This window comes from Zoogloea sp., from assembly GCF_044344315.1.
Classification (GTDB): domain Bacteria; phylum Pseudomonadota; class Gammaproteobacteria; order Burkholderiales; family Rhodocyclaceae; genus Zoogloea.
Genome location: NZ_JBIJDC010000094.1, coordinates 1 through 18,455, shown reverse-complemented (window position 1 = coordinate 18,455; position 18,455 = coordinate 1). Strand labels below are relative to the sequence as shown.

19 protein-coding genes and 2 pseudogenes are annotated in these 18,455 nt (G+C 64.2%); 12 read left to right on the top strand and 9 right to left on the bottom strand.

The genetic code is table 11. The features are described 5' to 3' along the window. The 9 genes and pseudogenes from ACIQ09_RS17210 to ACIQ09_RS17170 all read left to right on the top strand — a co-directional run. Positions 1-559, top strand: a 559-nt coding sequence (locus tag ACIQ09_RS17210) for a cbb3-type cytochrome c oxidase subunit I (RefSeq protein WP_398312661.1), incomplete at its 5' end; no start/stop codon positions are given. An 18-nt stretch (positions 560-577) separates the two neighbouring features. Next, a pseudogene (ccoO, locus tag ACIQ09_RS17205) lies at positions 578-1,183 on the top strand (cytochrome-c oxidase, cbb3-type subunit II); the annotation flags it as partial. Between the two features lie 90 nt (positions 1,184-1,273). Next, a pseudogene (locus tag ACIQ09_RS17200) lies at positions 1,274-1,558 on the top strand (OmpA family protein); the annotation flags it as partial. Between the two features lie 42 nt (positions 1,559-1,600). Continuing rightward, positions 1,601-1,792, top strand: a complete 192-nt coding sequence (locus ACIQ09_RS17195; RefSeq protein ID WP_296404982.1) for a cbb3-type cytochrome c oxidase subunit 3 — start codon at positions 1,601-1,603, stop codon at positions 1,790-1,792. Further along, complete coding sequence (gene ccoP, locus ACIQ09_RS17190; protein ID WP_398312657.1) at positions 1,785-2,705, top strand: cytochrome-c oxidase, cbb3-type subunit III; 921 nt, start codon at positions 1,785-1,787, stop codon at positions 2,703-2,705. The genes ACIQ09_RS17195 and ccoP overlap by 8 nt, the downstream gene beginning before the upstream one ends. Before the next feature lie 99 nt (positions 2,706-2,804). Continuing rightward, on the top strand, positions 2,805-4,244 hold the full coding sequence (gene ccoG, locus ACIQ09_RS17185) for a cytochrome c oxidase accessory protein CcoG (protein WP_398312654.1): 1,440 nt from the start codon (positions 2,805-2,807) through the stop codon (positions 4,242-4,244). Positions 4,245-4,256: 12 nt separating this feature from the next. Continuing rightward, entirely contained in the window at positions 4,257-4,790 is a 534-nt protein-coding gene (locus ACIQ09_RS17180; RefSeq protein ID WP_398312651.1) for a FixH family protein, read from the top strand. A gap of 13 nt (positions 4,791-4,803) precedes the next feature. Further along, complete coding sequence (locus ACIQ09_RS17175) at positions 4,804-4,944, top strand: DUF3149 domain-containing protein (RefSeq protein ID WP_347249806.1); 141 nt, start codon at positions 4,804-4,806, stop codon at positions 4,942-4,944. Between the two features lie 37 nt (positions 4,945-4,981). After that, positions 4,982-5,224, top strand: a complete 243-nt coding sequence (locus ACIQ09_RS17170) for a hypothetical protein (RefSeq protein ID WP_398312648.1) — start codon at positions 4,982-4,984, stop codon at positions 5,222-5,224. Positions 5,225-5,314: 90 nt separating this feature from the next. Here ACIQ09_RS17170 and ACIQ09_RS17165 read toward each other — a convergent pair whose 3' ends face one another. Next, positions 5,315-5,758 carry a universal stress protein gene (locus ACIQ09_RS17165; RefSeq protein ID WP_398312645.1) on the bottom strand — a complete coding sequence of 148 codons (444 nt, stop codon included), beginning with the start codon at positions 5,756-5,758 and terminating at the stop codon, positions 5,315-5,317. 264 nt (positions 5,759-6,022) lie between these two features. Between ACIQ09_RS17165 and ACIQ09_RS17160 the strand changes: the two genes are divergently transcribed. Beyond that, positions 6,023-7,660 (top strand): PHA/PHB synthase family protein, encoded by a 1,638-nt coding sequence (locus tag ACIQ09_RS17160; protein ID WP_398312664.1) that lies wholly within the window; start codon positions 6,023-6,025, stop codon positions 7,658-7,660. On the opposite strand, the gene ACIQ09_RS17155 is transcribed toward ACIQ09_RS17160, so the two are convergent. Then, complete coding sequence (locus ACIQ09_RS17155; protein WP_398312642.1) at positions 7,642-8,169, bottom strand: DNA-deoxyinosine glycosylase; 528 nt, start codon at positions 8,167-8,169, stop codon at positions 7,642-7,644. The two genes, ACIQ09_RS17160 and ACIQ09_RS17155, sit on opposite strands and share 19 nt — an antisense overlap. Before the next feature lie 123 nt (positions 8,170-8,292). On the opposite strand from ACIQ09_RS17155, the gene ACIQ09_RS17150 reads away from it, so the two are divergent. After that, positions 8,293-9,450, top strand: a complete 1,158-nt coding sequence (locus ACIQ09_RS17150) for an HD domain-containing phosphohydrolase (protein ID WP_398312639.1) — start codon at positions 8,293-8,295, stop codon at positions 9,448-9,450. 80 nt (positions 9,451-9,530) lie between these two features. Here ACIQ09_RS17150 and ACIQ09_RS17145 read toward each other — a convergent pair whose 3' ends face one another. Both ACIQ09_RS17145 and ACIQ09_RS17140 read right to left on the bottom strand, forming a co-directional pair. Further along, complete coding sequence (locus ACIQ09_RS17145) at positions 9,531-10,388, bottom strand: pirin family protein (protein ID WP_398312636.1); 858 nt, start codon at positions 10,386-10,388, stop codon at positions 9,531-9,533. Positions 10,389-10,402: 14 nt separating this feature from the next. Continuing rightward, positions 10,403-11,005, bottom strand: coding sequence for an FMN-dependent NADH-azoreductase (locus ACIQ09_RS17140; protein WP_398312633.1), 603 nt, complete (start codon positions 11,003-11,005; stop codon positions 10,403-10,405). A gap of 96 nt (positions 11,006-11,101) precedes the next feature. Between ACIQ09_RS17140 and ACIQ09_RS17135 the strand changes: the two genes are divergently transcribed. Then, entirely contained in the window at positions 11,102-12,031 is a 930-nt protein-coding gene (locus tag ACIQ09_RS17135) for a LysR family transcriptional regulator (RefSeq protein WP_398312630.1), read from the top strand. On the opposite strand, the gene ACIQ09_RS17130 is transcribed toward ACIQ09_RS17135, so the two are convergent. The 5 genes from ACIQ09_RS17130 to ACIQ09_RS17110 form a co-directional block, all read right to left on the bottom strand. Beyond that, complete coding sequence (locus ACIQ09_RS17130) at positions 11,993-13,021, bottom strand: amino acid ABC transporter permease (RefSeq protein ID WP_398312627.1); 1,029 nt, start codon at positions 13,019-13,021, stop codon at positions 11,993-11,995. The two genes, ACIQ09_RS17135 and ACIQ09_RS17130, sit on opposite strands and share 39 nt — an antisense overlap. Further along, positions 13,018-13,971 (bottom strand): ABC transporter permease subunit, encoded by a 954-nt coding sequence (locus ACIQ09_RS17125; RefSeq protein ID WP_398312624.1) that lies wholly within the window; start codon positions 13,969-13,971, stop codon positions 13,018-13,020. Before ACIQ09_RS17125 ends, ACIQ09_RS17130 begins: the two co-directional genes overlap by 4 nt. 3 nt (positions 13,972-13,974) lie before the next feature. Next, complete coding sequence (locus ACIQ09_RS17120) at positions 13,975-15,006, bottom strand: amino acid ABC transporter substrate-binding protein (protein WP_398312621.1); 1,032 nt, start codon at positions 15,004-15,006, stop codon at positions 13,975-13,977. Between the two features lie 75 nt (positions 15,007-15,081). Further along, a complete protein-coding gene (locus tag ACIQ09_RS17115) occupies positions 15,082-16,557 on the bottom strand; it encodes an efflux transporter outer membrane subunit (protein WP_398312618.1) in 1,476 nt (491 codons plus the stop codon). Positions 16,558-16,561: 4 nt separating this feature from the next. Continuing rightward, positions 16,562-18,455 (bottom strand): efflux RND transporter permease subunit (locus tag ACIQ09_RS17110; RefSeq protein WP_398312615.1); only part of this gene is annotated, 1,894 nt, incomplete at its 5' end.

Below are 18,455 nucleotides of genomic sequence, written 5' to 3'. Positions count from 1 at the left end.
GACCCTGTCCGGCGCCTGGCATAAGCTGCGCACCGACCCGATCCTGAAGTTCCTGATTACTTCCCTGTCCTTCTATGGCATGTCGACCTTCGAAGGTCCGATGATGTCCATCAAGACGGTCAATGCGCTGTCGCACTACACCGACTGGACCGTCGGCCATGTGCACTCCGGTGCTCTGGGCTGGGTCGCCATGGTGTCCATCGGCGCCATGTACTACCTGATCCCGCGCATGTACGGCAAGACCGAGATGTACTCGACCAAGCTGATCACCACCCACTTCTGGATCGCGACCATCGGCATCGTGCTGTACATCGCTTCCATGTGGATCTCTGGTGTGATGCAGGGCCTGATGTGGCGTGCCACCAACCCGGACGGCACCCTGACCTACTCCTTCGTTGAATCCGTGAAGGCCAGCTACCCGTTCTGGGCCATTCGTGTCCTGGGTGGTGTGCTGTTCCTGGGCGGCATGCTGATCATGTTCTACAACATGATCAAGACGATTGCCGGTCAGAAGGCCTATGAAGCTCCGGTGCTGGCACCTGCCGGCGCCCACGCCTGATCGGGAGGAATAATAATCATGGCTCAATCGAATCACGACTTTATTGAACGCAAGGTTGGCTGGCTGATCGTCTTCACGCTGCTGACCGTGAGTATTGGCGGTCTGGTGGAGATCGTTCCGCTGTTCTTCCAGCATTCCACGACGACCCCGGTCGAGGGCCTCAAGCCTTACGATCCGGTCCGTCTGGTGGGGCGTGACGTTTATATCCGCGAAGGCTGCTACAACTGCCATTCCCAGATGATTCGTCCGTTCCGTGCGGAGACCGAGCGTTATGGTCACTACTCCGTCGCTGGTGAATACGTGTATGACCACCCCTTCCAGTGGGGCTCCAAGCGTACCGGTCCTGACCTTCATCGCGTTGGCGGTCGTTACTCGGATCAGTGGCATCGCATCCACCTGATCAACCCGCGTGACGTGGTGCCGGAGTCCAACATGCCGGCCTTCCCGTGGCTCGATCGTCCGGCCAAGTCCGACGACATCGAAGCCAAGATGAAGGCGCTGCGCAAGGTGGGCGTGCCCTACACCGACGAGGAAATCCAGGGTGCCCGCAAGGCGCTTGAAGGCAAGACCGAGCTCGACGCGCTGGTGGCTTACCTGCAGGGGCTTGGTACTGCCCTTCAAGCCGGCAAGGCTCCGGCTGCCGCGCCTGCCGCAGAAGCAGCCCCGGCGGCTGCGGCTGCAGCCGATGCCCTCGGCAAGGTCTTCTTCGAGGTCGGCTCCAGCACGCTTCCCGCTGATGCCGCCGCTGCAGTCGACGCAACGGCCAAGTTCCTCAAGGACAAGGCAGATGCAAAGGTCGATGTGACGGGTTACACCGACAAGAGCGGCGACGTGGAGAAGAACCTCGAACTCGCCAAGGAGCGTGCGAAGGCTGTTCGTGAAGCCCTGAAGGCTGCCGGTGTGGCAGAAGACAGGATCAACATGAAGCCGCCTGTCAGCATCACCGGTTCGGGCGACAATGCTGAAGCCCGCCGAGTGGAGCTCAATCCTGGCAGTTGATGCTGTCGGGAAAGACCATTCTGAGAACGAAGGAGCGTGAGCGTGGATATCAATGATGCGCGTACGGTTGTGACCGTCCTGGGTTTTGTGTGCTTCATCGGCATCAGCCTCTGGGCATACAGCGGACGGGCGCGGAAGGGATTCGACGAGGCAGCGCTCCTGCCGTTCAGCGAGGACGACTTGCCGGCTCCCGACGCGGGACGGCAAACCAAGGAAGGAAATAAAAATGGCTGACTTTGTTAGCGGTTTCTGGAACGCCTATGTGATGGTGCTGGTGTTTCTGAGCATCGGCTTCTGCGTGTTCGTGCTCGTCTCAAACATGACGAAGCGGACCTCCGGTCCGGTGGGCCTGCACGATCACATCTGGGATGAGACCCTGCAGGAGTACAACAATCCGCTGCCTCGCTGGTGGATGTACATGTTCTGGATCACGATCATCTTTGCGATCGTCTATCTGTCCATGTACCCCGGCTTCGGCAACAACCAGGGCAAGCTGGGGTGGTCCTCAGGCGGGCAGTGGCAGGCTGAGCAAAAGGCTGCCGCCGAGAAGTACGGTCCGATCTTCGCCAAGTTCCGTAGCATGGATCTGAACGCCGTCGCCGGCGACAAGGAAGCCAATGCCATGGGGCAGCGTCTGTTCCTGACCTACTGCGCCCAGTGCCACGGTGCCGACGCGAAGGGTGCCAAGGGCTTCCCCAATCTGACCGACGCAGACTGGCTGTACGGTGGTGAACCCGAGACCATCCGCACCACCGTGCTGGGTGGCCGCATGGGCATGATGCCGCCGTTCGGGCCGGCTCTGGGCGCTGATGGCACCAAGGATGTCGCCAACTACGTTCGTTCCCTGTCGGGTCTCGCTCATGATTCCCTGCGCGCCCAGCGTGGCAAGGAACTGTTTACGGCGAATTGCGTGGCCTGTCACGGTCCGGAAGCCAAGGGCACTCCCGCTCTCGGTGCGCCGAACCTGACCGACAAGACCTGGCTGTATGGGTCTTCTGAAGCGACCATCATCGAGACTGTGACAAACGGTCGCACAAACCAGATGCCTGCTTTCAAGGACTTCCTCGGTGAAGACAAGGTACACTTGCTTGCAGCTTATGTGTTGAGCGTCTCCAAGGGCGCAGCGCCGGCGGAAGAAAAGAAGTAAGTTTTTGGAGGAGTGGTTCTTGCTCCTGCTGATCGATTCCCCGGGCATGCCCCGGGGAGTTTTTGAACAAGAATATTAGAATATTATTATTTGGCAATCATGAGCCAGCCAGACACCCAGACCCCGAAGAGCGCTGAACCGAAGTTGAAGGCTTCAGCAGAATCTGACGACACCCTCTATGCCGTCCGGCAGAAGGTCTACCCCCGTGCTGTGACAGGGCTGTTTGCCACCTGGCGATGGATTCTTGTCTGGGCGACCCAGCTGATTTTCTATGGTCTGTGCTGGTTGCCGTGGGGTGATCGACAGGCGGTTCTGCTGGATGTGGTAGAGCGGAAGTTCTACATTTTCGGGTGGGTTTTCTGGCCCCAGGATGTGTTCTTCCTGGCTATTCTTCTGATCATCAGCGCATATGCACTGTTTTTCTTCACCGCAGTGGCGGGGCGTCTGTGGTGTGGCTATGCCTGCCCGCAGACGGTCTACACCGAGATTTTTATGTGGGTCGAGGAGAAGATCGAGGGCAATCGCAGCCAGCGCATGAAACTGGACGCGGCGCCGATGAGCGGGCGCAAACTTGGCATCAAGGCGGCGAAGTTTGGGGCGTGGGGTGCGATATCCCTATGGACGGGCTTCACTCTGGTGGGCTATTTCACGCCGATCCGCGAATTGGTGAACGAAGCCCTTACCTTCAGTTTTGGTCCCTGGGAGCTCTTCTGGATCTTCTTCTACGGCGGTTTCACTTACCTGTTTGCCGGCGTGATGCGCGAGCAGGTTTGCAAGTACATGTGTCCTTACGCCCGCTTCCAGGGGGTCATGTTCGACCCGGATACGCTGGTCATCACCTATGACCCCGAACGTGGCGAGCCCCGCGGCCCGCGCAAGAAAGGTCTTGATCCGAAGACCCTCTCCAAGGGTGATTGTGTTGATTGCGGGATCTGTGTGCAGGTTTGTCCGACGGGCATCGATATTCGCGACGGCATGCAATACGAGTGCATTGGCTGTGCGGCGTGCATTGACGCCTGCGATCAGGTCATGGAAAAGATGAACTACCCGAAGGGGCTCATCCGCTACACGACCGAGAACGCGATGAAGCGTCACTGGGGTATGAAGGAGATCATCGGGCACGTCATGCGGCCGCGGATCCTCATCTACGCCATCGTCCTGATTGCCATCTGCGGTGCCTTTGTCTGGGGTCTGGCGACGCGCTCCACCCTGCGGGTCGACGTGATCAAGGATCGCTCGACCCTTAGCAGAGAAGTCGAAGGGGGCTTGATCGCCAACGTGTACAATCTCCAGGTCATGAACATGACCGAAAAGCCGCGTCGCTTTGCCTTGTCGGCCAGCGGGCTTGATGGTGTGAAGATCACGCCGGCAGAGCCCTTTGAGGTGGACGCTGCTGGCCTCAAGGCCGTTACGGTGGAGGTTGCAGTTCCGCCTGAGTCTGGCAAGCCTGGCTCCAATACGGTCTACATTGAGGTCAAGGCGCTCGATGACGAGACGGTCTCTGTTCGTGAAAAAACTGCATTCCTCATTCCACGATAGAGATTCGACTCCATGAACATGTCCGCAACCGAAGCCAAGCGTAGTCCAACCCCCTGGTACAAGGAGCGCTGGACCTGGCTGCTGATGCTGATGCCTGCAACGGCGATCGTTGCCGGCGGTATTACGCTCTGGCTTGCCATCACGACTTTCGATGGGCTGGTTACGGACGACTACTACAAGCAGGGACTAGCGATCAACCAGACGCTGGCGCGGGCCACGGTAGCGCAGGACATGGGGCTGGTTGCCCGTGTCCGCTTTTCTGCAGAGTCCTTATCTGTTGAATTGTCGGCCAAGCCTGGCGTCGATTTGCCCAGCCACGTAACCGCAACTTTGGCGCATCCCACCCGTGGTGGGCTCGACCAGAAGCTGGTGCTGGAGCGCAAGAGCGGGGTTTATAGCGCGGCTATCCCGTTGTCCCTGAGTACCGCGCACTGGAAAGTTCTACTAGAAGACGAGTCCCGCAGCTGGCGGCTGTCAGGGACCGCATTCCTCCCCACAGAGACGGAGATCCGGATTGATTCAGCCGATCTCAAACCTGTAGATTGACAAGGAGGATGTCATGGCCTGGAAAGAGTTGTTCAGTACCGATATTGGGCTCTTGAGCCTGTTTACCATCGGTTTTGTCGTCGTGATGGGGGTTTATCTCTACCGCTTTGCGAAGACCCATATCGCTGAGGACGAAAGACGTTCGCATAGTTGAGGGTAGGGCCCAGAGCCCGCCCTCATGGAGCCGGAGCATGATGAAACTGATTCAGGTCTTGTGGCCTTCATTCTTGGTTGCGGGTATTGCCGAGATCGTTTTTTTTACGGTGATCGCTCCCCAGGAGCTTTATCTGTTTGGGCAGCCGGTTTATTTTTCGCCCATTGCCACTTACTCCATCGGCTTCTTCGGATTCTGGTTCGTGTGTGCCGGATCAAGCCTGATGACGCTTTTCTTCCAGCGAACCGCTGCTGAAATCAATCAGAGCGCATCTGACTAGCAGGATGAGAGTACCGACGAAGGTGTCGGCATGCAGCAACAAAAAGGCCTCGCCAGCAGCGAGGCCTTTTTGCATGCGTATCCGGGAAGCTCAGCGATAAACCAGCACAGGTATCTTGCTGTGGGTCAGAACCTTCTGGGTTTCGCTTCCCAAAAGAAACCCGCTCAGTCCTCGTCGGCCATGGGATGCCATGAAAATCAGATCGCATTGGTTGCGCTCGACAGCTTCAATGATGGCTTCGTAAGGAACTTCGCTTACCTGGGTGTCTGTAGACGAAGAAACGCCCGCTGCGTCGGCTGCAGCTCGGGCTTTGGCCAGGATGCGCTCCGCTTCCTGGGCTGCGGCACGACTGAACTGTTCGGGGGTTGTGGGGTCAATCAGGGCACCCTCCCCGTAGATCGGCATGGGGAAATCGGGCTGTGCATAGAAGAAAGTGATGCGGGCGCCCGCCTCACTGGCGAAACTGACGGCTCGCGCAACCGTCGAATCGGACAGTTCGGAACCATCGGTGGGAACGAGAATGTTCTTGAACATTGAATTGCTCCTGCATGGGCCTGAGTACGTCCATTATAGGGCGCGTGCTCATCGTACTTGGCTTGACCAATGTCAATCGGGGCGCACTAAGGCGGGCTCAGGATTCAAGTCATGGAGTCCGATGTTCAGGATGTGCATCCCGCATCAAGACTTTCAGGAGTGATCATCATGACCCGTCACGGATCCGCGCCCCCGATCGATCTGGCGCGCAAGTCGATTCAGCAGTTCCACGACTCGGTGGAGTCGTCCATTGATCCCTTGGGCATGGCCGCGCCGCTGGTCCATGCCCAGTTGGCTTGGGCAGCGCATCCCCAGGAGCTGGCAGAGGCGATGGCCAAGGTGTCGTCCAGCCTATGGACGCTCCAGTGGCACAGCTGGCGGCGGATACTTGGCTTGCCGAGCACGGATCCCGTCAAGCCCCATGACGACGACCCCCGTTTCGCCGACCCGGTGTGGGAAGAGTCACCGACCTGGGACCTCTCCAAGGAGTGGTACCTGGTGTTGACCCACCACATGCAGGACATGCTCTATGAAACACCGGGGCTTTCCCAGAAAGAGCGGCGCAGGGCTGCGTTCTGGTGGCGCAACTGGCTGAATGCTGTCGCGCCGACGAATTTTCTGTGGACCAACCCTGTGGCCATGCGCATGGCCATCGAGTCGAAAGGGGAAAGCCTGCTGCGGGGCTTCCGCAACTTCCTGGCGGATGTCGAGGCCGGGAACATCCGGATGACGGATCCCGGCGACTTCAAGGTTGGCGAAAACCTGGCGACGACGCCGGGCAAGGTGGTGTTCCGCAACCGGCTGCTCGAAGTCCTCCATTACACGCCGACCTGCAAGCAGGTGCGTCAAACGCCCATCGTCATCGTCACTCCGTGGATCAACAAGTTCTACATCCTCGATCTCAACCCGAAGAAGAGCATGATCCGCTACCTGCTCGCGCAGGGATTCGAGGTGTTCATCACCAGCTGGAAAAATCCCGGCGAAGAGATGCGCGATGTCAGTTTCGACGACTACCTGATCGAAGGCGTCCAGGCCTTGGTGGATACGGCAAGAGGCCTGACGGGTGCGGCCAAGGTACATGCCGTTGGCTACTGCATCGGCGGCACGGCGCTGAGCACCTACATGGCGTGGGCCAACCGCCACTTTGCGCCGGAAGATGTTCCGGTTGCCCACTTCACCCTGTTTACCACGCTGGTGGACTTCCACAAGCCGGGTGACATCGAAGTCTTTGTGGATGAAGGGAGCATCCGCTTCATCACCCAGAACATGGAGCGCAAGGGCTATCTGGACGGAGCAGAAATGGCATCGTCCTTCCGCCTGCTGCGCTCCAACAGCCTGATCTGGCATTACGTCGTGCACGGCTGGCTGTATGGTGAAGCGCCGCCGCCCTTCGACGTGCTGTTCTGGAACATGGACACCACGCGAATGCCCTATGCGATGCACTCCTGGTATCTGCGGGAGCTCTACCTGCACAACAAGTTGATCGAGAAAGACGCCCTCACCGTGGCGGGAGAGCCCATTGATCTCGGCGCCATCGTCCAGCCTGTCTATGCCGTGTCGGCAGAAGACGACCACATTGCGCCCTGGCGGCAGACTTTCCGCACCATGAACTATGTGGCAGGACCGAAGCGTTTCGTCCTCTCCAGCTCCGGGCACATCCTGGGCATCGTCAATCCTCCCGTCAAACCGGCGAAGCGGCAGTACTGGGTTGCACCCGCGCGGCGCAGTGATACGGCCGACGGCTGGCGTACCAAGGCCGTCGAGAATGCCGGTAGCTGGTGGGAGGACTGGATGGCCTGGCTCAAGCCCCAGGCGGGTGAGCTGGTGGATGCGGCACCGGTTGCAGGCAAAGCCTATCCTGCTCTGGCGGATGCGCCCGGAACCTACGTCCTCGAGCACTGAGGCGCCGAGTCCGGTACGGTCAGGATCTGCCACGCTTCAAGATGATTTTTGAGTGTAAAACGGGCATTGGCCGGGCTTGTCGAGGGCATCCGGTGAAGGCTGCACCGCAAGGTTGGCAATGCCGGGATCACGAAGCGGCGGAAGGCCGTTTCCGCTGCCGTACCGTTGAAGAAGATCCGTTGCACATCCGGGTGGGCGGCAAGAAAGGTGGCGAAATCGTTGGGCGTGATGGTGGACGAAATGATGCTGCTGTCCAAGCTGCCCTGGCGCTCGCAGCTGCGCAGGACATCCCAAAGGGCGAAGCCGGCGCCGGTCAGCCTTTCGAGACGGGAAGGGTAGGGGAGGTCGGGGCCGGCTCCCACGAGGGCGCCCAGAATTTTCCAGAAATGATTCCTCGGATTCGCATAGTATTCGCCCGCACGCAGCGATGCGTCACCGGGCATGCTGCCAAGGATCAGGGTGTGGGCGTCGGGGTTTGCGGCAGCCGGAAAGCTGTGGATCAGGGCCATGGGGTCAATGGTTGCGGGTAGCCAGGAAGACGGAAATCGCTGAAGCAGACTTTCTGCGCTATAGAACAGGGGTGGCAGGCCGTTGTTAGTCTCTCGAATCGATTGTAGAGCCAGGAGTAAGGCATGAGACAGCGCGCCCACGTGCTGATAGTGGACGATCAGGCGGATAATCTGCTGATCCTGGAAGATGTTCTTTCCGAGCAGTACGAGGTGCATCCCGCCACCAGTGGCTCTGAGGCCATGGGCTACCTGGCTGCAGGCGGCGTCGCGGACCTCATCCTGTTGGATGTGATGATGCCCGAGCTTGATGGTTTTGAGGTGTGCCGGCGCCTCAAGTCATCCGAATCCACCCGCACCATTCCGGTCATGTTCCTGACCGGGCTGGACCGGCCCGAGGACGAAGAGCTGGGTTTTTCCTTGGGTGCGGAGGACTTCATCCACAAGCCCATTTCGCCCGCCGTGGTCATGGCCCGGGTACGCACCCACCTGGCCTTGTCCCGGGCGACGCGGGCGCTGGAACGTCGCAACGCCGACCTCGAACTTCTGGTGGCAGAGCGCACGGCCGAGATCAGCGAACAGTCCCGCCGGCTTGTGGCCAGCAAGCAGGAGGTGATCGCTGCCCAGGCTGCCACCATCACTGCTTTCTGTGCCCTGGCTGAAGCTCGCGACAATGAAACCGGCAACCACATCCGGCGCACCCAGCACTACGTACGCATCCTGGCCGAAGCCCTGCGTGAGCATCCACGCTTCAAGGCCGAACTGGACGAGGAGGTCATCCAGCTGCTCTTCAAGTCAGCGCCTCTTCACGATGTGGGCAAGGTGGCCACGCCGGACGCTATCCTGCTCAAGAAGGGCAAGCTCACGCCCGAAGAGTGGGTAATCATGAAGCAGCACTGCGAATACGGGCGCAATGCCATTCTCCAGGCCGAGAAAGCCCTGGGTGAGGTGGCCGATGCCTCTTTCCTGCGTTATGCCGCGGAAATCGCATATGGGCACCACGAGCGCTGGGACGGAACCGGCTATCCCCAGGGGCAGTCCGGCGATGCCATTCCCCTTTCAGCCCGGCTGATGGCCGTGGCCGACGTTTACGACGCGCTCATCTCCCGGCGTGTCTACAAGCCGCCTTTCCCCCACGAGCAGGCTCTCGCCATGATCGTGGAGGACAGAGGCAGTCACTTTGATCCCGACATCGTCGACGCGCTCATCCAGGTGGCTGGCGAGTTTGCCTCGATCGCCCGGAATTTCCGTGACGAGCCCGACCCGGACGAAGTGGTTGCCTGAGCGTTTGTGAAGAAATCCACCGCGCGGCCCGATACCGCTCGCGGCGATTTCCTTATGTGCGCCAATCCGAAGTTCTCGCCTCAGTCTGCCAGCGTGCCATCCCGGTAGTCGGCCAGGGCCTGTTCGATCTCTTCCCGCGTATTCATCACGAAGGGGCCGTACTGCACCACCGGCTCGCCGATAGGGCGTGCTGCCAGCAGCAGGAAATGGCCTCCATCCTCGCCGGCCTGCACTTCGATGCTGTCGCCGTCGGACAACACCCCGGCCTGGCGATTCGGAAGGGCACGTCCGTCGCCGTCGCCCACACGTAGACTGCCCGAGTAGGGATACAGGAAGGCCGAGTGCCCGTCGGCAACCGATTGGGTGAAGCGGGCACCGGCCTCCAGGCGCACATCCAGAAACAGCGGGGCGGTGCTGAGCCCCTGGATCGGGCCGTCGGCCGTCCGCCCGTCGGCAGTCTCGAGCCTGCCAGCCACCACCTTCACGCTGCCGCCATCGATCGTCACCTCGGGGATCTCCTCCGGCTGGATGTCCCGGTAGGCGGCGGGCTTCATCTTCTCCTTGGCCGGCAGGTTGATCCAGAACTGGAAGCCATGCAGGCGGCCGCTCTCCTGCAGGGGCATCTCCGAGTGGATGATGCCCCGCCCCGCGGTCATCCACTGGGCGCCGCCACCCCGCAGGTGGCCTTTGTGGCCCAGGTGGTCCTCGTGTTCGAAGTCACCGGCCAGCATGTAGGTCACCGTCTCGAAGCCCCGGTGCGGGTGGGGCGGAAAGCCCGCAATGTAGTCGTCCGGATTGTCCGAGGCGAACTCGTCGAGCATCAGGAAGGGGTCCAGGCGCAGCCCCTGGCTCTGGCCCAGGCTGCGCCGGAGCTTGACGCCGGCACCGTCGGAGACGGGGATGGACGGGATGATCCGGGTGAGGCTGCGGGTGCTCATGGTGTTCTCCTTGTTCAGGCGGCGAGTTCGGCAAGCTTGTCGTGGGCGGCGGTGAGGGCGGCGGCCTTGCTCTCGTCGCCCATGTTCAGGCCTTCAGCGTAAACAAATTCCACGTCGGTGATGCCGATGAAGGCCAGGAAGTCACGCACGTAGGTGGTCTGGCTGTCCTTCGGGGTGCCGGCGTACAGCCCGCCACGTGCAGCGAAGATGGTCACCTTCTTGCCGGTGAGCAGGCCTTCCGGGCCGGTGGCGGTGTAGCGGAAGGTCACGCCGGCGCGGGCAATGTGGTCGAACCAGGCCTTCAGGGTGGAAGGCACGCCGAAGTTGTACATGGGCAGGCCGATCACGATCTCGTCGGCCTGGCGTAGTTCCTCGATCAGGGCGTCGGAGTAGGCGACGACGGCCTGCTGCTCGGCGCTGCGCTCTTCGGGCTTGGCCAGGAAGGACAGGAAGCGGGCGGCATCCAGGTGGGGCACCGGCTCGGCGCCCAGGTCACGGCTGATGACTTTCAGCCCGGGGGTGGCGGCCAGGCGGGCGGCCACGAAGCGCTCGGCGAGCTGGCTGGACTGACCTTGGGTGGAAAACAGGCTGGCGTTGATCTTGAGCAGGGTGGTCATGGTGGTTCTCCGTGTGGGGTGTCGATGGGTGTATTAAATGATTTACCGGAGAGATAAAAAAGACGAAGATTTCGTTTTAAACAATCGAATAATCAGATGATTCAGCCCGTACCCCATGTCTCCCTCGAACAGTGGCGAGCCCTGATCGCGGTGGTCGAGGCCGGGGGCTACGCCCAGGCCGCCGAGACTCTGCACAAGAGCCAGTCCGCCGTCACCTACGCAGTCCAGAAGATCGAATCGCAGCTGGGCGTCCAGGCTTTCGAGATCCAGGGCCGCAAGGCGGTGCTCACCGCCACCGGTCGCATGCTCTACCGGCGTGCCCTGGCCCTGGTGGGCGAGGCGGGCGACCTGGAGCAGATGGCCCGCAAACTCTCCGCGGGCTGGGAGGCGGAGATCGGTCTGGCGGTGGAGATCCTCTTCCCCCCTGGGCTGCTGCTGGACTGTCTGGCGCGTTTTGGCGACGAGGCGCCGCGGACCCGGGTCGAGGTGATCGAGTCCGTGATGGGCGGAACCGGCGAGGCCTTGCTCACCAGCAAGGCCGATCTGGCCATCACACCCCATGTCCCGCCGGGCTTCCTGGGGCGGCCGTTGATGCGGATGCGTCTGGTGGCCGCAGCCAGCCCGGCGCATCCCCTGCATCGGCTCGGGCGACCCCTCGGTGAGAAGGACCTGCGTGCCCACCGCCATCTGATAGTCCGGGAAACCGGCTCGACGCGCAGCTCCCGCAGCCAGACCATCGAGGTCGAGCAGCGCTGGACCTTCAGTAGCATGGCCATGTCCATTGCCGCGGCTGCTGCGGGCTACGGCTTTGCCTGGTATCCGGAAGCGCTGATCGCCCGGGAGCTGGACGATGGCCGGCTGCGCATCCTGCCCCTCGGTGGCGCCGAGGAGCGGTATGTCGATATGTACCTGGTGTTTGCCGACCCGGAGATGTGCGGTCCTGGCGTGCGCCGCCTGGCAGAGATCGTCAGTGCCGCAGTGGGGGCGTCAGGCCTGGCCGAAACGCCGGCTGATCCGGGCCAGTAGGGCGCAGCCCAGCCAGTAGATGGCAGCGATGAAGAGCCAGGCTTCGAGGTAGAAGGGCCGCCACTGGGCATCGCCGGAGAGGGCCAGGCCGAGGGCGCCGGTCAGCTCGTAGAGACTGACAATGGTGACCAGGGACGTGTCCTTGAACAGGGCGATGGCGCTGTTGGCCAGGGACGGGGCCACGTTGCGCAGGACCTGGGGCAGCACGATCCAGCGCTGGGTCTGCCAGGGGCTGAAACCCAGGGCCGAGGCCGCATCGACCTGCCCGGCCGGAAAGGCCTGCAGGCCGCCGCGGACGATCTCCGACAGATAGGCCGCAGCGAACAGCACGATGGCGATGAGCACCCGCCACAGCATGTCCACCGCCACGCCCTGGGGAAAGAACAGGGGCAACAAGAAGGAGGCGATGAACAGCGCAGCCACCAGGGGAATCCCCCGGGCCAGCTCCACATAGGCCGTGAGCAGGCCGCGCAGCAGGGGCAGGGGCGAGCGGCGTCCATAAGCCACGGCAATACCGATGGGCAGCGCTCCGGCCATGCCCGCACCGGTGAGGAGCAGGGTCAGGGGCAGGCCGCCCCACAGTTCGGTGGGTACGCTGCCCAGGCCGGCAAAGCCGCCGGCCAGCAGGGGCAGGGCGAGCAGCGGGGGAAGCAGCAGGGCCAGGGGCAAGGCCCGGCTGCGCAGCCCACCGTAGGCCGCGGCCAGCCAGCTGCCGGTGATCAGCCCGGCGGCGAGTATGGGGCGCCAGGCTTCATCGGCGGGATAGCGGCCAAGGAGGATGAAGCGGGCCTTCTCGGTGACCACGCCCCAGCATGCGCCGGCATGGTCGAGGGCTTCGCAGGCCGCCACGTCGGGGGCAAAGCGGGCCTTCAACACCGCCCAGTCGAGCAGCGGCGGCAGGGCCAGCACGGCCGCAGCCAGCACGAGCAGGCTCAAGGCCGTGTTCAGGGCATCACCGAACAGGGTGCGGCGCAGGTGGGCCAGCCTCATGCCGGCATCCCGCGCAGGCTGCGCCGTTCCAGCCCATGGCTGAGCGCCGCCGCCAGCAGCGACAGCAGCAGGTACACGGCGATCACCATGGCCAGGCATTCGATGGCCCGGCCGGTCTGGTTGAGGCTGGTACCGGCCACCGACACCAGATCCGGGTAGCCGATGGCCACTGCCAGAGAGGCGTTCTTGAACAGGTTGAGGAGCTGGCTGGTCACCGGGGGCAGGGCGGCGCGCCAGGCCTGGGGCAGCAGCACCAGCGTAAAGGCCTGGCGGGGTGTCATGCCCAGGGCGAGGGCCGACAGACGCTGCCCCGGCGGCAGAGCCTGCACGGCGCCGCGCAGGGTCTCGGCGATGTAGGCCGCGGCGTACAGGGACAGGCCGATGAGCATGGCCAGGTATTCAGGGGTCAGGCGGGCGCCACCGTCGATGCCGAAGCCGGCCGGCACCGGAACTTCCCAGCCTGCCTCGCCCCACCAGGGCAGGGCCAGCCCGGACTTGCTGAGGAACACCCCCGGCGCCAGGGGCAGGGCCGCATCGGCCGCCGGCAGCAGATCGGTGAGAATGAAGTACCAGGCCAGCAGGTGCAGCAGCAGGGGCACATTGCGCACCCCGTTCACAATGGCGGTGGCGAGCCCGCGTACCAGCGGGTTGTCGGCCAGCCGCCCGAAGCCCACGATCACGCCGATCAGCACCGCCAGCACCGCACCCGGCAGGGCCACGCGCAGGGTGTTGAGCAGCCCGGCGGCGAAGGCGCGCAGGGTGGTGTCGCTGGCATCGAAGGGCAGCAGGCTCTCGCCGAGGGCGAAACCGGCGGGCTCAAGCAGGAAGTCGAAGCCACTGCGGATACCCCGTTCCTGGAGCCGGCTGGCGGTGGTGTCCACCAGCAACCAGCCCAGCAGGGCGAGGCCGGCAAGGATCAGCGCCTGCCAGGCGAGGCTGCGTCGGGCCATGGTTCAGCGCAGGGGCTGGGCGTACAGGATGCCGCCCTTGTTCCACTGGGCATTGAGGCCCCGGGGCAGCTTCAGGGGCGAGTCGGCCCCCACGTTGCGGTTGAAGATCTCGCCATAGTTGCCGACGGCCTTCACCGCCCGGGCGGCCCACTCCCGGTCGAGGCCCAGGCTCTTGCCCAGGTCTTCACCCACGCCGAGAAAGCGCTGCACGGCCGGGTCAGGGGAGGCCTTCAGGCTGTCCACCCTGGCCTGGGTGATGCCCAGCTCCTCGGCCTCGATCAGCGCGTTGAGAGTCCATTTGACGATGGCGAACCACTCATCGTCGCCGCGCCGCACGGCCGGGCCCAGGGGCTCCTTGGAGATGATCTCGGGCAGCACCAGATAGTCGTCGGGCACCGGCGCTTCCTTGCTGCGGATGAAGGCCAGGGCCGAGGCGTCGGTGGTGTAGGCCTGGCAGCGGCCGCTGAAGAAGGCCTTGATGGAGGCCTCGAACTTGTCGAAGACCACCGGCTTGAGCTTGATGCCCTGGGCCCGGGCGTAGTCGGCCAGGTTCTTCTCGGTGGTGGTGCCCGACTGCACGCACACCTCGGCGTTCTTCAACTGCTTTGCGCTCGTCACCTTGAGCTTCTTCGGGACGAGAAATCCCTGGCCGTCGTAATAGCTGACCCCGGCGAAGTGCAGGCCCAGGGCGGCATCGCGGGTCAGGCTCCAGGTCGTGTTACGGGACAGGATGTCCACCTCGCCGGACTGGATGGCTGTGAAACGCTGCTGGGAACTGAGGGGGACCCAGCGCACCTTGTTCGGGTCGCCCAGTACGGCGGCGGCGATGGCCTTGCACACGTCCACGTCCAGCCCCTTCCACTGCCCCTGGCTGTCGGCGGCGGAGAAGCCGATCACGCCGGTGCTGACACCGCAGGCGATCTGGCCCTTGGCCTTGATGGCCTCCAGGGTCTTGCCGGCGAGGGCGGGCGCGGAGGCCGCGAGGAGGGCCAGGACGAGGGCGCCGGAGAGGCGCCCGGGGTGGAGTCGGAGCATGGTGGTGATCGCAGAAAGGCCGAAGCCCGACAGCTTATCGGGCTTCGGCCTGCCCGGGTGGCCCCGGGCGCTGGCTCAACCGGCAGCGGGGGCCTTGGACGGCGCCGTCCACCCGCCCCCCAGGGCGCGGATCAGGTTGACCGTCGAGCGTGCCCGCTCGCCGTCCAGGCCCACGGCCAGGCGTTGCTGCTGGAGCACGCTGCGCTCAGCGTCGATGACGTTGAGGTAGCTTACGGCGCCCTCCCGGTATTGCAGGCGGGCAATGCGGGCGGCGCGTTCGGCCGCGCCGACGGCGCTGTCCTGCTCCCGGTGCTGTTCGCCGAGGATGCGCAGCTGGGCCAGGTTGTCCTCCACTTCGCGGAAGGCCTGCAGCACGGTCTGGCGGTAACGGGCGCTGTCTTCCACGTAGGCGGCGCGGGCCTGATTGACACCGGCTTCCCGGGCGCCGCCGTCGAAGATCGGCAGGCTCAGGGCGGTACCCACCAGGGGGCCGAAGACAAAGCTGCGGCTGGCGTACTTGAAAAGGTCGCCCAGGCCGTCGGATTCGTAACCCAGGGCGCCGGTGAGGGACAGGCGTGGGAACCAGGCCGCCCGGGCCACGCCGACGCGGGCGTTGGCGGCGGCCATGGCCCGCTCGGCGGCCGCAATGTCGGGCCGGCGCTCCAGCAGGGCCGAGGGCAGGCCGGCCGGCACATCGATGGACAGGCGGCCCAGGGGCATGGCCGGCAGGCTGAACTCGGCCGGTTGCTTGCCCAGCAGGATGGCCAGTGCGTGCTCGGCCATGGCGCGCTGGCGGGACAGGCCCAGGGATTCGGAACGGGCTGCGGCCAGCTCGCTGCGGGCCCGGGCCAGGTCCAGCTCGGCGATGTCGCCTTCCTCGAAACGGCGCTGGAGCAGTTTCACCGTGTCGGCGCGCAGCTTGACCACATCGCCGTACAGGGCTTGGGCGGCGTCCAGCTCGCGGATGAGGAAGTAGGCCTGGGCCACGTCGGCCTGCAGGCTGAGCAGGGTGGCGCCGAACAGGGCGGCCCGGCGTTCGGTGTCGAGGCGGGCGGCCTCCTCGGCGCTGGCCAGCCGGCCGAACAGGTCCACCTCATAGGCGATGGTGGCCTGGCCCCGCCACAGGGTGGTGGCGCGGGTGTCGGCGTCGGCCTCCAGGCCCTGGGAGGCGGGGGAGGGGCGCTGGCGGGTCGGGCCGAAGCCGACGCCGACCTGCGGAATGCGCGCGGCGCGGGCCGACTGTTCCAGCGCCCGGGCCTGGCCCAGGCGGGCCGCGGCGGCCAGCAGGTCCGGATTGGCGGCGATGGCGTCCTGCTCCAGGCGGTCGAGGACAGGATCGCCGAAGACCTGCCACCACTCGCCCCGGGCGGCGCTGTCGGCGGGTTCGGCGGGCTTCCAGTTGGCGTCGACGGCGGCTGCCTCCTTGAAGGCGGCCGGGGTGGCAATGCCCGGTTTGTCGTAGACGGGCGCCACCGAGCAGCCCGCCAGAAGCAGCAGGCTGGCCAGCAGACCAATGGCGGGGCGGGGCAGGGGAAGGGTTTGCAGCTTCATCGTCTTACTCCTGGCCGGCGTGGGCATGAACGGGGGCCACCAGCGGCGCTTCGTGGGCGGCGGCCGAGTGGAGGGGGTGGCGCTTGTCCAGGGTACGCAGCAGCACGTAGAACACGGGCGTCAGGAAGAGCCCGAACAGGGTCACGCCCAGCATGCCGAAGAACACCGCGATGCCCATGGCGTGGCGCATCTCGGCGCCGGCGCCGGTGGAGGTGACCAGCGGCACCACGCCCATGATGAAGGCGATGGAGGTCATCAGGATGGGGCGCAGGCGCAGGCGGCTGGCGTCGATGGCGGCCTGCCGCGGGCTGTGGCCCTGCAGCTCCAGCTCCCGGGCGAACTCGACGATCAGGATGGCGTTCTTGCACGCCAGCCCCACCAGCACCATCAGGCCGATCTGGGTGAAGATGTTGTTGTCGCCCCCCGTCAGCCACACGCCGGTGAGGGCGGCGAGGATGCTCATGGGCACGATCAGGATCACCGCCAGGGGCAGGGTCAGGCTCTCGTACTGGGCGGCCAGCACCAGGAAAACCAGCAGCACGCTGATGGGGAAGACCCACACACCGGCGTTGCCCGCCAGGATCTTCTGGTAGGTGAGGTCGGTCCATTCGAACTTCACGCCGCGGGGCAGGGTTTCGGCGGCGATGCGCTCGGCGGCCGCTTCGGCCTGGGCTGAGGAGAAGCCCGGCGCCGGCCCGCCGTTGATGTCGGCGGCGGTGAAGCCGTTGTAGCGCACCACCATCTCCGGGCCGTAGGTGGGCGTGACCCGCAGCAGGGAACCCAGGGGCACCATCTCGCCATTGGCGTTGCGGGTCTTGAGGCGGCCGATGTCCTCCGGTTGGGCACGGAAATCGGCATCGGCCTGGGCGCGCACCTGGTACACCCGGCCGAAGCGGTTGAAGTCATTCACGTACAGCGAGCCCAGGTAGATCTGCAGGGTGTCGAACACGTCGGTCACCGCCACGCCCTGCTGCTTGGCCTTGGTGCGGTCCAGGTCCACGTCCAGCTGGGGGACGTTGATCTGGTAGCTGGAGAACATCGGGCCCAGCTCCGGCGCCTTGCTGGCGGCGGCCATGAAGGCCTTGGCGGCCTTGTCCAGCTCGGCGTAGCCGAGGCTGCCCCGGTCCTCGATCTGCATCTTGAACCCGCCCACGGTACCCAGGCCCATCACCGGCGGCGGCGGAAAGACGGCGATGAAGGCCTCCTGGATGGCTGCGTACTGCTGGTTGAGGGCCCCGGCAATGGCCCCGGCCGACAGCTCCGGCGAATTGCGTTCGGCGAAGGGCTTGAGGGTGACGAAGACGATGCCGGCGCTGGAGCTGTTGGTGAAGCCGTTGATGGACAGGCCGGGGAAGGCCACGGCGCTCTCCACGCCCGGCTGCTTGAGGGCGATCTCGCCCATGCGGCGGATGACGGCCTCGGTGCGGTCCAGGGAGGCGCCGGCCGGTAGCTGGGTGAAGCTCACCAGGTACTGCTTGTCCTGGGCCGGCACGAAGCCGCCGGGGACGAGGTAGGAAATCCCCACGGTGAGCCCGAGAAGCACGGCGTACACGCCCATGGCGGAGGCCTTGCGGTTGATGACGCCGGTGACGCCGCGGCCGTAGCGCTCGCTGCTGCGATTGAAGAAGCGGTTGAAGCGCGTGAAGAAGCCGCCGAACCAGCGTTGCATCTGCACCGTCAGCCAGTCGGGGGGCGTGTCGTGGCCCTTGAGCAGCAGGGCGGCCAGGGCTGGCGACAGGGTCAGGGAGTTGAAGGCCGAGATCACCGTGGAGATGGCGATGGTCATGGCGAACTGCTTGTAGAACTGGCCGGTGAGGCCGGTCATGAAGGCCAGGGGCACGAACACCGCGACCAGCGTGAGGGCGATGGCGATGATGGGCCCGGACACCTCGCGCATG

Bases quoted from the DNA above. Each gene is read 5' to 3' on its own strand.
- ccoP (WP_398312657.1), top strand. From the start codon at position 1,785: ATGGCTGACTTTGTTAGCGGTTTCTGGAACGCCTATGTGATGGTGCTG.
- ccoG (WP_398312654.1), top strand. From the start codon at position 2,805: ATGAGCCAGCCAGACACCCAGACCCCGAAGAGCGCTGAACCGAAGTTG.
- ACIQ09_RS17180 (WP_398312651.1), top strand. From the start codon at position 4,257: ATGAACATGTCCGCAACCGAAGCCAAGCGTAGTCCAACCCCCTGGTAC.
- ACIQ09_RS17175 (WP_347249806.1), top strand. From the start codon at position 4,804: ATGGCCTGGAAAGAGTTGTTCAGTACCGATATTGGGCTCTTGAGCCTG.
- ACIQ09_RS17170 (WP_398312648.1), top strand. From the start codon at position 4,982: ATGATGAAACTGATTCAGGTCTTGTGGCCTTCATTCTTGGTTGCGGGT.
- ACIQ09_RS17165 (WP_398312645.1), bottom strand. From the start codon at position 5,758: ATGTTCAAGAACATTCTCGTTCCCACCGATGGTTCCGAACTGTCCGAT.
- ACIQ09_RS17160 (WP_398312664.1), top strand. From the start codon at position 6,023: ATGGCCGCGCCGCTGGTCCATGCCCAGTTGGCTTGGGCAGCGCATCCC.
- ACIQ09_RS17155 (WP_398312642.1), bottom strand. From the start codon at position 8,169: ATGGCCCTGATCCACAGCTTTCCGGCTGCCGCAAACCCCGACGCCCAC.
- ACIQ09_RS17150 (WP_398312639.1), top strand. From the start codon at position 8,293: ATGAGACAGCGCGCCCACGTGCTGATAGTGGACGATCAGGCGGATAAT.
- ACIQ09_RS17145 (WP_398312636.1), bottom strand. From the start codon at position 10,388: ATGAGCACCCGCAGCCTCACCCGGATCATCCCGTCCATCCCCGTCTCC.
- ACIQ09_RS17140 (WP_398312633.1), bottom strand. From the start codon at position 11,005: ATGACCACCCTGCTCAAGATCAACGCCAGCCTGTTTTCCACCCAAGGT.
- ACIQ09_RS17135 (WP_398312630.1), top strand. From the start codon at position 11,102: ATGATTCAGCCCGTACCCCATGTCTCCCTCGAACAGTGGCGAGCCCTG.
- ACIQ09_RS17130 (WP_398312627.1), bottom strand. From the start codon at position 13,021: ATGAGGCTGGCCCACCTGCGCCGCACCCTGTTCGGTGATGCCCTGAAC.
- ACIQ09_RS17125 (WP_398312624.1), bottom strand. From the start codon at position 13,971: ATGGCCCGACGCAGCCTCGCCTGGCAGGCGCTGATCCTTGCCGGCCTC.
- ACIQ09_RS17120 (WP_398312621.1), bottom strand. From the start codon at position 15,006: ATGCTCCGACTCCACCCCGGGCGCCTCTCCGGCGCCCTCGTCCTGGCC.
- ACIQ09_RS17115 (WP_398312618.1), bottom strand. From the start codon at position 16,557: ATGAAGCTGCAAACCCTTCCCCTGCCCCGCCCCGCCATTGGTCTGCTG.